Source organism: Burkholderia sp. AU27893 (assembly GCF_002223205.1).
Taxonomy (GTDB): domain Bacteria; phylum Pseudomonadota; class Gammaproteobacteria; order Burkholderiales; family Burkholderiaceae; genus Burkholderia.
Genome location: NZ_NKFD01000004.1, coordinates 381,275 through 394,944, shown reverse-complemented (window position 1 = coordinate 394,944; position 13,670 = coordinate 381,275). Strand labels below are relative to the sequence as shown.

Annotated in this window: 13 protein-coding genes; 10 read left to right on the top strand and 3 right to left on the bottom strand. The window is 67.3% G+C overall.

All coding sequences use genetic code 11. The features are described from left to right. Window positions 1-67: 67 nt before the first annotated feature. The 3 genes from CFB47_RS21635 (at window position 68) to CFB47_RS21625 (ending at window position 3,508) form a co-directional block, all read left to right on the top strand. Window positions 68-1,639: a nodulation protein NfeD gene (locus tag CFB47_RS21635; protein WP_089462218.1), complete on the top strand. Its 1,572-nt coding sequence runs from the start codon at window positions 68-70 to the stop codon at window positions 1,637-1,639. Then, on the top strand, window positions 1,636-2,409 hold the full coding sequence (locus CFB47_RS21630) for a slipin family protein (protein ID WP_089441872.1): 774 nt from the start codon (window positions 1,636-1,638) through the stop codon (window positions 2,407-2,409). The genes CFB47_RS21635 and CFB47_RS21630 overlap by 4 nt, the downstream gene beginning before the upstream one ends. A gap of 157 nt (window positions 2,410-2,566) precedes the next feature. After that, window positions 2,567-3,508 carry an Abi family protein gene (locus CFB47_RS21625; RefSeq protein WP_089462217.1) on the top strand — a complete coding sequence of 314 codons (942 nt, stop codon included), beginning with the start codon at window positions 2,567-2,569 and terminating at the stop codon, window positions 3,506-3,508. Between the two features lie 428 nt (window positions 3,509-3,936). Here CFB47_RS21625 and CFB47_RS21620 read toward each other — a convergent pair whose 3' ends face one another. Further along, window positions 3,937-5,214, bottom strand: coding sequence for a haloacid dehalogenase-like hydrolase (locus CFB47_RS21620; RefSeq protein ID WP_089441870.1), 1,278 nt, complete (start codon window positions 5,212-5,214; stop codon window positions 3,937-3,939). A 505-nt stretch (window positions 5,215-5,719) separates the two neighbouring features. Here CFB47_RS21620 and CFB47_RS21615 point away from each other — a divergent pair. The 6 genes from CFB47_RS21615 (at window position 5,720) to CFB47_RS21595 (ending at window position 11,114) form a co-directional block, all read left to right on the top strand. After that, complete coding sequence (locus CFB47_RS21615) at window positions 5,720-6,619, top strand: M24 family metallopeptidase (RefSeq protein ID WP_089458686.1); 900 nt, start codon at window positions 5,720-5,722, stop codon at window positions 6,617-6,619. Window positions 6,620-6,664: 45 nt separating this feature from the next. After that, window positions 6,665-8,452, top strand: coding sequence for an SDR family oxidoreductase (locus CFB47_RS21610; RefSeq protein WP_089462216.1), 1,788 nt, complete (start codon window positions 6,665-6,667; stop codon window positions 8,450-8,452). A gap of 30 nt (window positions 8,453-8,482) precedes the next feature. Further along, the gene (locus CFB47_RS21605; protein ID WP_046548452.1) at window positions 8,483-9,388 is read left to right on the top strand and encodes a metal-dependent hydrolase; all 906 of its coding nucleotides are present in this window, start codon (window positions 8,483-8,485) and stop codon (window positions 9,386-9,388) included. A 78-nt stretch (window positions 9,389-9,466) separates the two neighbouring features. After that, window positions 9,467-9,754 carry a hypothetical protein gene (locus tag CFB47_RS21600; RefSeq protein ID WP_089458688.1) on the top strand — a complete coding sequence of 96 codons (288 nt, stop codon included), beginning with the start codon at window positions 9,467-9,469 and terminating at the stop codon, window positions 9,752-9,754. A 457-nt stretch (window positions 9,755-10,211) separates the two neighbouring features. Further along, entirely contained in the window at window positions 10,212-10,370 is a 159-nt protein-coding gene (locus tag CFB47_RS41245) for a hypothetical protein (RefSeq protein WP_179250180.1), read from the top strand. Window positions 10,371-10,523: 153 nt separating this feature from the next. Then, window positions 10,524-11,114: a DsbC family protein gene (locus tag CFB47_RS21595; RefSeq protein ID WP_089462215.1), complete on the top strand. Its 591-nt coding sequence runs from the start codon at window positions 10,524-10,526 to the stop codon at window positions 11,112-11,114. A gap of 130 nt (window positions 11,115-11,244) precedes the next feature. Here CFB47_RS21595 and CFB47_RS21590 read toward each other — a convergent pair whose 3' ends face one another. Both CFB47_RS21590 and CFB47_RS41780 read right to left on the bottom strand, forming a co-directional pair. Further along, the gene (locus CFB47_RS21590) at window positions 11,245-11,523 is read right to left on the bottom strand and encodes a hypothetical protein (protein WP_011354312.1); all 279 of its coding nucleotides are present in this window, start codon (window positions 11,521-11,523) and stop codon (window positions 11,245-11,247) included. A 238-nt stretch (window positions 11,524-11,761) separates the two neighbouring features. Then, window positions 11,762-12,172: a hypothetical protein gene (locus CFB47_RS41780; protein WP_256946736.1), complete on the bottom strand. Its 411-nt coding sequence runs from the start codon at window positions 12,170-12,172 to the stop codon at window positions 11,762-11,764. 140 nt (window positions 12,173-12,312) lie between these two features. On the opposite strand from CFB47_RS41780, the gene CFB47_RS21575 reads away from it, so the two are divergent. Then, window positions 12,313-13,614: an NCS2 family permease gene (locus CFB47_RS21575; RefSeq protein ID WP_089462214.1), complete on the top strand. Its 1,302-nt coding sequence runs from the start codon at window positions 12,313-12,315 to the stop codon at window positions 13,612-13,614. Window positions 13,615-13,670 lie beyond the last annotated feature (56 nt).

The following is a 13,670-nucleotide window of genomic DNA, read 5'->3' as shown; positions in this document are numbered from 1 at the left end:
AAGCATCGGGCCCAGGCCCTTTCCGCCAGCCGGACGGCACGCGGCCGCGCGCCGACCGGACGCCGCGATGCACTTTCATCGTCACGGGCCGTCGCCGGCGCCTGCCACGCCCGGCGGCCACCCTCGTCACCCGCTGTCCGCGCGGGTCGCGCGCGCCGCGCTGTTCGCGGCGCTGCTCGTCGTGTGCGCCGCGGTCGCCGCGCCGCGGCCCGCCGAAGCCCCCGCCGCCCGCCCGGTCGTCGTGATCCCGATCAACGGCGCGATCGGCCCGGCCAGCGCCGATTTCATCGTGCGCTCGCTCGAGCGCGCGGCCCGCCAGCACGCGCCGCTCGCGATTTTGCAGCTCGACACGCCCGGCGGCCTCGACACGTCGATGCGGCAGATCATCAAGGCCATCCTCGGCTCGCCGGTGCCGGTCGCCGCGTTCGTCGCGCCGGGCGGCGCGCGGGCCGCGAGCGCGGGCACCTACATCGTCTATGCGAGCCACTTCGCGGCGATGGCGCCCGGCACCAATCTCGGCGCGGCGTCGCCCGTGCAGTTCGGCATCGGCGGTGCCGCGCCGCCGGGCGGGAATCCAGCGGCACCGCGGATGCCGGCCGGCACCTCGGGGGCATCGGGGGCGTCCGATGAGGCCGCTTCGCCAGCCGCGCTGCCGACCGATACGCAATCGACCGAGATCCGCAAGGCGATGCAGGACGCCTCCGCGTATATCCGCGGCCTCGCGCAACTGCGCGGGCGCAATGCCGAATGGGCCGAGCGCGCGGTGCGCGAGGCCGTGAGCCTGTCGGCGAGCGAGGCGCGCGCGCAACATGTGATCGACCTGATCGCACAGGATCCCGTCGATCTCGCCCGCCAGCTCGACGGCCACACCGCGGCGACCACCGCCGGCACGGTGCGGCTCGCGACCGCGCATGCGCCGCTCGTCGTGGTCGAGCCCGACTGGCGCAGCCGCTTCCTGGCGATCATCGCCGACCCGAACGTCGCGCTGATCCTGCTGACGATCGGCATCTACGGCCTGTTCTTCGAGTTCGCGAACCCCGGCTTCGTGCTGCCAGGCGTCGCCGGCACGATCTGCCTGCTGGTCGGGCTGTTCGCGATGCAACTGCTGCCGATCAGCTATGCGGGCCTCGGCCTCGTGCTGCTCGGTCTCGGCTGCCTGGTCGCCGAGGCGTTCCTGCCGACCTTCGGCGTGCTCGGGTTCGGCGGGATTGTGTCGTTCACGATCGGTGCGCTGATGCTGATCGACACCGACGTGCCCGGCTACGGGATTCCGTGGCCCGTGATCGCGAGCCTCGCGCTCGGAGGCGGGCTGCTCGTCGCGGGCGTATCGAGCGTCGCGCTGCGCGCGCGCCGCCGCCCGGTCGTGACGGGCGCCGAGGCGATGGTCGGCAGCATCGGCGAGGTGCTCGACGACGGCCTGCTGGCCGACCAGCCGCACGGTGCGGCCGGCGCTCCGTCGGCCGCCGGCTGGGCGCGCGTGCGCGGCGAGCGCTGGCGCGTGGCCAGCAGCGCGCCGCTTGCCGCGGGCTGCCGCGTGCGCGTCACCGGCCGCCACGGGCTGCTGCTCACCGTCGCCCCGCTCTACGACGTGCCGGGGCAGCAACCCCATCGAGAACAACGCCAGGGAGAACCTTCATGATCGGTTTCACGTTCGGCTTCAGCAGCCTCCTGATCGTCTTCGTCGTGGTACTCATCGCGTCGTCGATCCGCATCTTCCGCGAGTACGAGCGCGGCGTGGTGTTCATGCTCGGCCGGTTCTGGAAGGTGAAGGGCCCGGGGCTCGTGCTGATCATCCCGATCGTCCAGCAGGTCGTGCGGATCGACCTGCGCACCGTCGTGTTCGACGTGCCCGCACAGGACGTGATCACGCGGGACAACGTGTCGGTGAAGGTCAATGCGGTCGTGTATTTCCGCGTGGTCGATCCGGAGAAGGCCGTGATCCAGGTGGCGCGCTTCTTCGAGGCGACGAGCCAGCTCGCGCAGACGACGCTGCGCGCGGTGCTCGGCAAGCACGAACTCGATGCGCTGCTCGCCGAGCGCGAGCAATTGAACGCCGACATCCAGAAGACGCTCGACGCGCAGACCGATGCATGGGGGATCAAGGTGTCGACGGTCGAGATCAAGCACGTGGACCTGAACGAGACGATGATCCGCGCGATCGCGCGGCAGGCCGAGGCCGAGCGCGAGCGGCGCGCGAAGGTGATTCATGCTGAAGGTGAATTGCAGGCGTCGGAGAAGCTGCTGCAGGCCGCGCAACGACTCGCGCTGCAGCCGCAGGCGATGCAGCTGCGCTACCTGCAGACGCTGACGACGATCGCGGCGGACAAGAACTCGACGATCGTGTTTCCGCTGCCGGTCGATCTGCTGGGGGCGTTGCTGGAGCGGTTGGGGGGGAAGCGGGAGGGGTGAGCCAGACATTTGGATATGCCACGCTCCGCCGGTCGAGGGACGACTTGCGTCGACAGCGACCGGCGCAACCTCATCTGCCAAATGGTATGGATGATGGCAGCCCACGCTCCGTTGGCGTATACAACGAGATCCGCATGCATGGCAGTACGGATCAACGATGGGCAAGACTCGGACAAGGAAGACAGTATCGGCGACGCCAACCAGGGCCTATGCCAAGGTGGCCCTCAGTGCCGAGGAAACCCTGCATCGACTGTGGCAGCGCGGCCTGCGCATCGACGACCGTCCCTCGAATTTGCGAATGCTTCGGTCGATCGGCCATTTCCGGCTGCTGGTCTACATGCGCCGGTTTCAGAACCCCGCCACCAAGCGGTTCTGGCCTCGAACCCGATTCTCCGACGTCGTTGAACTCTACGCATTCGATCGACGCCTGCGCTCGGTCACGATGGACGCGATCGAGCGCATCGAGGTTGCGTTGCGCGCTGCACTGAGCAATCCCCTCGCCATCGACTACGGCAGCCACTGGTATGTCGAGCGGGACCGTTTCGCCGACCTGCGCCACTACGCGCGCATTCTGGATCAGATCGCCCGGGAATGCGAAACGCGGAAAGGCTCGGCACTGACTCACTACTATCGAACCTACGCCAGCCCCGACCTGCCGCCGATCTGGCTGGTCTGCGAGCGGTTGAGCCTGGGCGCGTTGTCCCGGATCTTCAGCGCGCTCTCGACTCACGACCGGAAGGTCGCCGGGCGCCACGTGTGGCCGGACATCCCGGATACGGTGCTCACCAGCTGGCTGCAATCGCTCACCGACTTACGCAATGCGTGCGCACACCACGCTCGCCTCTGGGGAATGAAGCTGACGGTATCGCCCCCCGCCAAGCCAGCCGGGCGACGTCTTGTCCGATATGCCCCGGAAATGACCCGCCCCGAGACGTTCTACGCCCGCGCGACGATGATGAAGGCCCTGCTCGACCCGCTCGGTCATGGCGGCGAATGGCGCGAAGCCTTGCGAGCAACGTTGACGGGGTGTGAGCACGTGGACCCGGCGACACATCTCGGCTTCACGACCGATTGGCATTCGACGCCGGCGTGGCAGTGAGTTCAGGGCGGATGCAACGGATTGCACCGTTTTCGGCGCGAGGCCTTTTGACATCCCGTCGATACTTCGCTAGCATCGTCGATGAAAACGCTGGGGACGCCTCTCGACGATGCGCAACACTTCAGACGGCAAAAGGACGCGCGAGCGTCCTTTTTTATTTCCAGGCCTGCTTCCTGTTCCGACCCATTTCCGGATTCCACGACGCGCCCACTCGCGGTCGACCGTGCACGCGCGCCGCGCCGATCCCCGCCTCTCGTACGGAAGGCGAACTGCTGTTTCCGCTCCCGGTCGATCTGCTGGGGGCGTTGCTGGAGCGGTTGGGCCCGCCACGCGAGCGCTGAGACGCTCGTTTTCGGCCCGCGCGGCGCGGCAGTCGATTCCGCTGGACGCTGGGCCGCAACAGCCCAGCGTCCAGCGCCCGGCGCGCGTCAAGCCAGCAGCTTGCGCTCGGTCTTGCCGTACTTGATCGACTTCTCGTCCGGGATCATCAGGCCCGTGTGCTCGTCGCGGCCCTGCAGCAGGAAGCGCGCGTCCGACTTGCCGATCTGTTCGGCCGCGAGTTTGCTGTCCGCGCCGATCTCGCCCTTCTTCATCCGGTTGACGATCACGCCGGCCGCGGTGTCCTTGAAGTCGCGCAGCATCCACGCGTCGCCGTCGCTGTCGCCGAACACCAGCAGCGGGCCATAACCCTTCTTCGACGCAAGGACGTTGCGGATGCCCACCGTCTTGCCGGGCCCCCAGTTGAAATGCCAGCCGGCCGGATACGTGCTCGTGTACTTGCCGTCCCGCATGTCGAGACGCAAGCCGATCACGTTCCCGGGCGGCACGCCGTAGCCATAGTTCGGATTGCCGGCGAACACACGCACGACATCGTCGAGCGATGCCGTGCTGACGTACACGTCGATGCCGTTGGCGCGCAGCGTATGCATCACCGCGCGGATTTCCTCGTGAATGCGAATGCCGTGGAAATGCGTGTCGGCCACCACGCCGGCCTTGCCCGGCAGCGTCTTCGGGCTTTCGTAACGGACCTTGCGCAACGCATCGCCGATGCCGTAGTTGTTCGACGCTTCCGCCATCGCCTGCAGCTCGGCGGTCGTCATGTTCTTGTAGAAATAGATGATCCACTTGTAGCCGATCTCGAGCGGATGCGTGTCGCAGATCGCGTCGTACATGAAGTACAGCTTCGCGCGGAAATCCTTGAACTGATCGGTCTCGCGAATCTCGTCGAGGCTCTTGTCGCCGCCGAATCCCTGGTAGTTCGCGTAGAGCCAGCGATAGTCGGATTCGACGTCGGCCGCGAGGTCTTCCATCGTCACCGGCTTGCCGTCCACCGTCGCGTAGTCCTTCATGAAGGCGCCCTTCGGCACGTCCTTCCACATCACGTCGACGAATTCGGCCGGCGTCAGCTTGTACTGCAGATGGTTGATCTGGTACATCAGCAGCGCCTCTTCGCAGTCGTTCATGATGCACGTGTTGTCCCAGTCGAACACCGCGTACGGGCGGCGCTTGTCGTCGTAGTGCGCGCTCGCGACGCCATGCTGGTCGAGCACCGCCTGCAGGCGCGCGGCGTTGAACGGCGACCAGCGGCCCGGGTCCAGCGCATCCGGCACGGCTGCGCTCTTCGCGCCGGCCGTGCCGGCCTTGAGCATCAGCGATGTCGCGGCGGTCGCCGCGGCAAGGGTATTCATGAACTGGCGGCGTTGCATGGTCTCTCTCCCTGGAAATGTCGAATCGGTTTCAGTCGCTATCCCGCGCGGCTCACCGCGCACCGGCCGCTGATCGGCGCGGCGAAGCCGGGACGGCTCCGAACCGGGGGCGAATGATGTGACGAAATTATTTCGGCAATTTGACAGCGTCACGTCGCGACACGACGGGGAGTTGATCCGGCGCGACATGTCGCGCCGTCGCAAGGCGGCCGCGCACGCGGCCATCCGGGCCGGCGCCGGAGGACGGCGCGTGACGATCCCGGTCAGTGTCCCGACCCGGACGGCTGCGCAGGGGGCCGTCCGGCCCAACTTCCGGAAATCTAGAGTTTCCACTCCACTTCGGCCCTTCATTAGGACAAATCCTCACCCTCGGGGGCTGGCGCGCGCCCCGGAACCGTCTATGATCATTACATCGATCAATGACACATTAAATGCTGACTGAATAACCCGCGACGGTGACGCCGGCGGGCGCATTCCGGATCAGCGCCCCCACCGGAGACACATCATGGCCGACCACCACCCGCTGCCGGAAGTCCACCTCGACGAGCTGCCGCAATTCCGTGCAGTTCAGCAGCTGGCATACCGCTGCGTCGAAACCGTCGGCGCGATGCTCTACCCCGGCATCACCGAAAAGGAAGCGGCGCGCCTGCTGACCGAATGGCTGCAGGACAACGGCGTGCACGACTGGCTGCACAAGCCGTTCGCGTGGTTCGGCGACCGCACCGCGTTCGAGGGCTTCTCGGGCCTCAAGCACATGGGCGGCTTCAATCTCGCGTTCTTCCCGAGCAACCGGCAGCTCGAGACCGACATGCCGGTGATCCTCGACGTCGCGCCGGTGCTCGACGGCATCGTGGCCGACGTCGGCTACGCGCACTGTCTCGGCCGCAACCCGATCCTCGAACAGCTGCAGGACGACCTGATCGACCACCGCGACATGATCGTGCGGCTCGTGAAGGCGCGCCGCTCGATGGCCGAGGTCGCACAGGAAGTCGACGCGCTGTGCCGCCGCCAGGGTGTCGAGCCGCGCCACAAGGCCTATCCGTTCAAGGTGCTCGCGCATCGCGTCGCGAAGATCCACAAGCTGTCGAAGCCGCGCTTCGTCGCACGCTTCGGGCTGAACGCGACGCGCAACCTGCTGCTCGACCAGGGCCGCGCGGCGAAACAGCAGGGCTGGTCGCCGCTGTGGTCGATCGACCGCCGCTCCGAGCATGCGCCGGTGCCGGGCCTGTGGGCCGTCGAGCCGCATCTCGGCTTCGCCGGCGTCGGCGCGAAATTCGAAGAGCTGCTCGTCATCACCGAAGACGACGCGTACTGGCTCGATGAAGACCTGCCGCACGTGCGCCGCTGGCAGCGCCGCCAGGCCGAGCGGATGCAGGCCGTCGCGACCGTGCCGGCCGCTGCCTGACCCGAACGCGCCCTTCCTCACGACTCCCTGAACGACGGACTCACGATGCAGCCTCTTTCCGACGAAGCGCCGCTGGCCCTGTTCGAATCGGTTCACAGCGAAACGGCGGTCGCCTCCGGCGACCTGACGCTCGCGGTCAAGACCTGGGGCGACCCGGCCCGCTCGCCGGTCGTGCTCGTGCACGGCTACCCCGACGACAGCAGCGTCTGGCAGCACGTCGCGCCGCTGCTCGCGCGCAAGCACTACGTGATCGCGTACGACGTGCGCGGCGCGGGCCTGTCCGGCGTGCCGAAGCGCACGGCCGACTACCACCTCGCGAAGCTGACCGACGACTTCGTCGCCGTCATCGACGCGCTCTGCCCCGGCCGCGCCGTGCATCTGGTCGCGCACGACTGGGGCTCGATCCAGGGTTGGGAATTCGTCACCGATCCGCGCCTCGCCGGCCGCATCGCGTCGTACACGTCGTGCTCGGGGCCGTGCCTCGACCATGTCGGCTTCTGGCTGCGCGAACGCGTGCTGCGCCCGACACCCACGTCGCTCGGCAAGCTCGGCGGGCAGCTCGTGCGGTCGTGGTACGTGTACCTGTTTCACCTGCCGTTCATCCCCGAGCTCGGCTGGCGGCTGTGGCTCGGCCGCGCGTGGCCGCGCCTGCTGCGCCGGCTCGAGAAAACACCCGCCACGCCGCGCCCGACGCAAGCCAACGACGGCGCGCGCGGCGTGCGCCTCTATCGCGCGAACTTCATCCGCTGCCTGTTCGCGCCGCGCGAACGCTACGCGCATGCGCCGGTGCAGACGATCGTGCCGCTCGGCGACAAATACGTGAGCCCGGCGCTGTCCGAGAACCTGTCGCGCTGGGTGCCGCAGTACTACCGTCGTGAAGTCGCGGCCGGCCACTGGCTGCCGCTCGCCGATCCGACGCGCTTCGCGGCGCTCGCCGGGCAACTGATCGACGCGGTCGAATCGGGCAAAGAACCGCCCGCGCTCGCGAACGCGCGCCGCCGCGCCACGAGCGGCCGCTTCAGCGGCAAGGTCGCGGTGGTGACCGGCGCGGGCAGCGGCATCGGCCGCTGCGCGGCGCTCGCATTCGCCCGCGAAGGCGCGACGATCGTCGCGTGCGACATCGATCTCGCGAGCGCCGAACGCACCGCGCTGCTGATCGGGCTCACCGGTGCGCAAGCGCACGCGAAGCGGGTCGACGTCGGGTCCGCCGATGAAATGGAAGCGCTGGCGACGTGGGTCGGCAGCGAACTCGGCGGCGCGGACGTCGTGATCAACAACGTGGGCATCGGCATGGCCGGCGGCATCCTCGACACGAGCACGCGGCACTGGGAGCGCATCCTGCACGTGAACCTGTGGGGCGTGATCCACGGCTCGCGGCTGTTCGCGCAGCAGATGGCCGCGCGCGGCACCGGCGGGCACATCGTCAATACCGCGTCGGCCGCCGCGTTCGGGCCGTCGCGCGACCTGCCCGCTTATGCGACGACGAAGGCCGCCGTGCTGATGCTCAGCGAATGCATGCGCGCGGAACTCGCGGAACAAGGCATCGGCGTGACGGCCGTGTGCCCCGGTTTCGCGGAAACGGGAATCATGGCGTCGACGCAATACGCGGGCGCCAATGCGCAGGACGAAGCGCGGCTGCGCAAGCGCGCGACGAAGCTCTACCAGATGCGCGGCCTGAAACCCGAAACCGTCGCACAGGCGATGGTCGACGGCGTGCTGCGCAACCGCCCCGTCGTCGCGGTCGGCGGCGAGGCGCACGCGATGCGCTTCGTCGGCCGCTTCATGCCGTGGCTCGGGCGGATGATCGCCCGCGTCAGCATGGCATCGCATTGACGGCGCATCGCGCCGCACAGGGAGACATAGATGACCGATACCGCCGACTATCACAAGATCAAGGCCCGGCACGTGAAGTTCGACTTCAGCGACACGCCGATTACCTGGGTGCCGAACGACCCGGGCAGCACGCACATCATCAACACGCTGAACCTGCTGTTCCCGGAAGGCGAGCTGTGGTTCTGCCGCGTGTACAACAAGGCGTTGCCGCTGATCACCGATGCGCGCCTGCGCGACGAGGCCGAAGGTTTCCTGCGGCAGGAGGCCGTGCATTCGCGTTCGCACGGCGGCGTGCTCAAGCACTACTACGACCGGCACGGGATCGACACGAAGCCGTTCACGCAGAAGCTCAATCGCCTCTTCACGCGCGTGCTCGGCGAACAGCCGCTCGGGCTGAAGATCGGCCACACGCGTTTCTGGCTGCGCCAGCAACTCGCGGTGATCGCGTCGCTCGAGCATTTCTTCGGCTATCTCGGCAACTGGGTGCTCAATGCACACGGGCTCGACGAAGGCAAGGCCGACCCGACGATGGTCGACCTGCTGCGCTGGCACGGCGCGGAGGAGGTCGAGCACCGCACGGTCGCGTTCGACATCTACCGGCACCTGGGCGGCACCTATCCGGAGCGCTGCGTGCACATGGCGTTCGTGATCCTGCTGCTGCTCTACTACATCACCACGGGCGCGAAGTTCATGTACCGGCGCGACCCGGCCGCCGGCCGCTACCCGGGTTTCGTGCTCGCGTGGTGGCAAGGCTCGCGGCGCGGGCACCTGCCGTCGTTCTGGAAGGTGATCGGCGCGGCGCTGCGCTATTTCAAGCCGGGCTATACGCCGCACCACGAAGGCTCGACCGAACAGGCGCTCGCCTACCTCGCCCGCTCGCCGGCCGCGCAGGCGGCCGCGCACGGCGGCAACTGGGGCACGACGAAGGGCGCGTGACCGGGCTTCCTGCCGGCTCGTCGGGCGGCGCCCGCCGAAATGCGTACAATCGCGGCTTCATTTCCCGGAGGTGCCGCGATGGCCATGAAGAAAACCGATCTCGAAAAGAACAAGGCGCTCAAGCTGACGCACGCGCTGAAGCAATCCAGCTCCGCGCGTTTCGGCAAGGGCGCCGAAGAAGCGGCCAAGCTCGACCGCCGCGCGCAGCGCAAGCTCGACCAGGAACAGGGCCTCGTGCCGTTCGCCTGCAAGCTCAACGCCGAACTCGTCGAACAGCTCAAGGCCCGCGCGGCCACGCACCCGGAAGGGATGACGGGCCTGTTGTCCGAGTTGCTCGTGAACGGGCTCGCGCAACGCGACGCGTGACCCGCGCCCCCGTCGAACACTGCCGTTGACGCCGCCGCCGCGCGACGACGCACGCGCTCGCGTGCCTGCGTTCGCGCTCATTGCCATCGCGATCCATCGCCGGCACAGGCACGAAACGGTGCGTCGTCGATAGCGCCGGCGCGTTAGCGCGCCGATGGGTACCGCCGCCCCTCATACAAGGCCTCGCCGGCAACGGCCGAGGCCTTTTTTTCGAGGTTGCGCGCCGTCCGTCCGGTCCAGTGAATCGAACGGAGAACACGACGGGCCGCGCAAGCACGTTGCCCCTCAGCCGCACGCGACGCTCGCGCCAGCGGAAACAAGGGACCGAAAGCACCCGCGTATTGAGATTCTCTTCAGGAAGTTGGTCGCATCGATGCGGCGCGGACACACTACGTATCCCGAACGCCTTGTGTCACCCAAGAAGGCGTTCCCACCCATCGAAACCGGAGATTATCTGATGAACGCATCCCGAGTGATCCTTGCTCTCGCCGCAGCATTCGCCGTCAGCGGCAACGCCGTCGCCTGCGACGATCCTGACCATGACGCGCCCGCTGCCCAGCAACAGACCAGCGACCAGGCAAGCGACCAGGCAAGCGCGGAAGCAGCCGGCCACTGAGCGCCGTGCGCGTGCCCGGGCAAGCCGGCGTGATGCCCGCTCGGCCGGGCATCGCCGACTCGTTCACGGCATGCACTGAACCCGACTCGCACTCGTTTGTCACGTACGTACGCGGCGTGCGGATCTTCCAAATTATTCGCATACCGAATCAATATGACAAAACGAACGCTGCTCCGGTTGACCGTGCTTTCGAGCCTGCTCGCGAGCCTCCCCTCGATCCTGAACGCGGCGCCCGCTCCGGTAAGTCAAGGCGCGCCCGCGGCGTCTTCCGGCGCGATCACGCTGGCCCCGGGCACCCGCATTGCGGCGCGCGACACCGGCGCGGTGCTGGCGTCGATGGCACGCGCCCACGCGATCCAGACGGTCCGCGGTAACGGCACGCGGACGCTCTACGTCTTCTCCGATCCGGATTGTTCCTATTGCAAACGACTGGAGCGCACGCTTGAACGGATCGACAACGTGACCATTCACACCTTCCTCTATCCGCTCGAGGGACTCCATCCGCAGGCCGCCGCGCATGCGCGCGGCATCTGGTGCGCGGATGACCGGAATGCGACGTGGAAAGCGTGGATGATCGACAACGTGCAACCTGCCGCCGGCACGTGTGCCGCACCGCTCGCGCAGATCCGCGCGCTCGGCCTTGCGTTGGGCCTGCGCGGCACGCCGACGCTGTTCAACGCGAACGGCCGCATGACGTCCGGTGCGGTGTCCGCACCCGCCATCGAAACGTTGCTGAACGACTGAACCTGCTCGAAGAAATGAACGCACCCGCGACGCGCTATCGCATCGCGGGTGCGCTTTCAATGACGCGGCACGCCGGTGCGTGCCGCGACCGATCGCGCGCCGTGCGCAGCGACGGGATGCACCAGGTGCATCAGGTGCTGGCGGCGAGACGCGGGCCCGTGCTCCGGGGAGTGGACTCGAGGTCGGGACGTTGCGCTGCCTGCGAGGTCACCCACGGATCGATGCCCTGCTTCTGCACCTCTTCCAGGAATGACACACGTGTGCGCCAGTAATCCGCTTGTAATTTCGCGTCGATGACGCGCTGTTCGGCAGCGAACAGTTCCATGCGCGCCGTCACGAGCATCGACGCAGCGGTTTTTTCCGGCGTGGGGGCGTGTCGCATCGCCCAACGGCTGATCCAGTTCAACATGCTGACCTCCGTGATTACGGACGAACCCGCATCGGGCAATCGCAAGCGGCCGTGCCTGCCCGAACACGCAACGGCCTTGACCGCACTTCACCGCCTGGCCTGCACGGACTGCGACTCCCCCGCGTCGGCAATTACCGGCCGGCGTGTGCATGCGCGGTGTATCTATCCTAGAAAGACTTGCCGGTTTACGCGATGGGGTCTTGCAATCTTTTACACAGAAACCACAGTCGCCCCCGCATCACGAAATGACAGTTGCGGGCGGGACGGCTTCGGCGCACGATAGCCCGATATCTGCACCCGCCTGGACTGACGAATGGCCGCTGCACGCCGCTGCCGGGCATCCGTACCGGCCGCGCATGTGCGTTCGCCCGCACGCGCCGCCTGCCCCGCGTTCGTGCAGCATGCGGGCGCGCCGTTTCAGCCGGATGTCATCATCGCGCACCCACGCCGCGTGATCGACCGCGCGTGCCGCCTTGCACGCCGTTGCGCACGCATCGGCCGGCGTCGTTCGCACATCCCGCTCCCGTTTCAGCCATTTCTGCCGGCCCGTTCCGTCCGAACCGGTAAAATGCGCGCCTTCGTCGCGCGGCCGGGCTGCCAGACCGCTCGCGCGCAGGCAGCCGATCGATCTTTCGATCGTGCCCTCCAACTATATCGTCCGAGCTATCCGCGCTATTACAATCCGCCGATAGCCGGGCAATAGTGGCTGGTTACAGTAGGCCGGCCGCGCTGCCTTTACAACAATTCGGCACAACAAGCAACACGACAACCGACCGGAGAAACGCCTTCATGGAATCCATCAAGCGGTATTTCGGCTTCGCTGAAGCCGGCACCGACTTCCGCACCGAAATACTCGCGGGCGTCACCACGTTCCTGACGATGGCCTACATCATCTTCGTCAACCCCGCGATCCTCGGCGACGCCGGCATGCCGAAGGAATCGGTGTTCGTCGCGACCTGCCTCGTCGCGGCGCTGGCGTCGCTCATCATGGGGCTGTACGCGAACTACCCGATCGCATGCGCGCCCGGCATGGGCCTGAACGCGTATTTCGCGTACACGGTCGTCAAGGGGATGGGCTTCACGTGGCAGGCCGCGCTCGGCGCGGTGTTCATCTCCGGCTGCCTGTTCCTGCTCGTCACGCTGTTCCGCGTACGAGAGGCGATCGTCAACGGCATTCCGAAATCGCTGCGGATCTCGATCACCGCGGGTATCGGCCTGTTCCTCGGCATCATCTCGCTGAAGACGTCGGGCGTGATCGTCGGCAACCCGGCCACGCTCGTCACGCTGGGCGACCTGCACAAGCACGACACGATCCTCGCGATCGTCGGCTTCTTCACGATCGTCACGCTCGACCACCTGCGCGTGCGCGGTGCGATCCTGATCGGCATCATCGGCGTCACGGTCCTGTCGTTCTTCTTCGGCGACAACCAGTTCCACGGCGTATTCTCCGCGCCGCCGTCGATCGACGCGACGCTGTTCAAGCTCGACATCGGCGCCGCGCTGTCGACCGGCATCATCAACGTGATCCTCGTGTTCTTCCTCGTCGAGCTGTTCGACGCGACGGGCACGCTGATGGGCGTCGCAAACCGCGCGGGCCTGCTCGTCGAAGGCAAGATGAACCGCCTGAACAAGGCGCTGCTCGCCGACAGCACGGCGATCGTCGCGGGCTCGGTGCTCGGCACGTCGTCGACCACCGCATATATCGAAAGCGCGTCGGGCGTGCAGGCTGGCGGCCGCACGGGCGTGACGGCCATCACCGTCGCGGTGCTGTTCCTCGCGTGCCTGTTCATCGCACCGCTCGCCGGCGTCGTGCCGGCGTACGCGACGGCACCGGCGCTGCTGTACGTGTCGTGCCTGATGCTGCGCGAGATGGTCGAGGTGCCGTGGGACGATGCGACGGAAGCCGTGCCGGCCGCGCTGACCGCACTGCTGATGCCGTTCACGTACTCGATCGCGAACGGCGTGGCATTCGGCTTCATCGCGTACGGCGGCCTCAAGCTGCTGACGGGCCAGGCCCGCTCGGTCAAGCCGATCGTGTGGCTCATCGCAGCCGTGTTCCTGTTCCGCTTCTTCTATCTCGGCAGCGAATGACGGCGGCGCTTCGGCGCGCGGCATGATGCACGATGAAAAAACGCCACCTTCGGGTG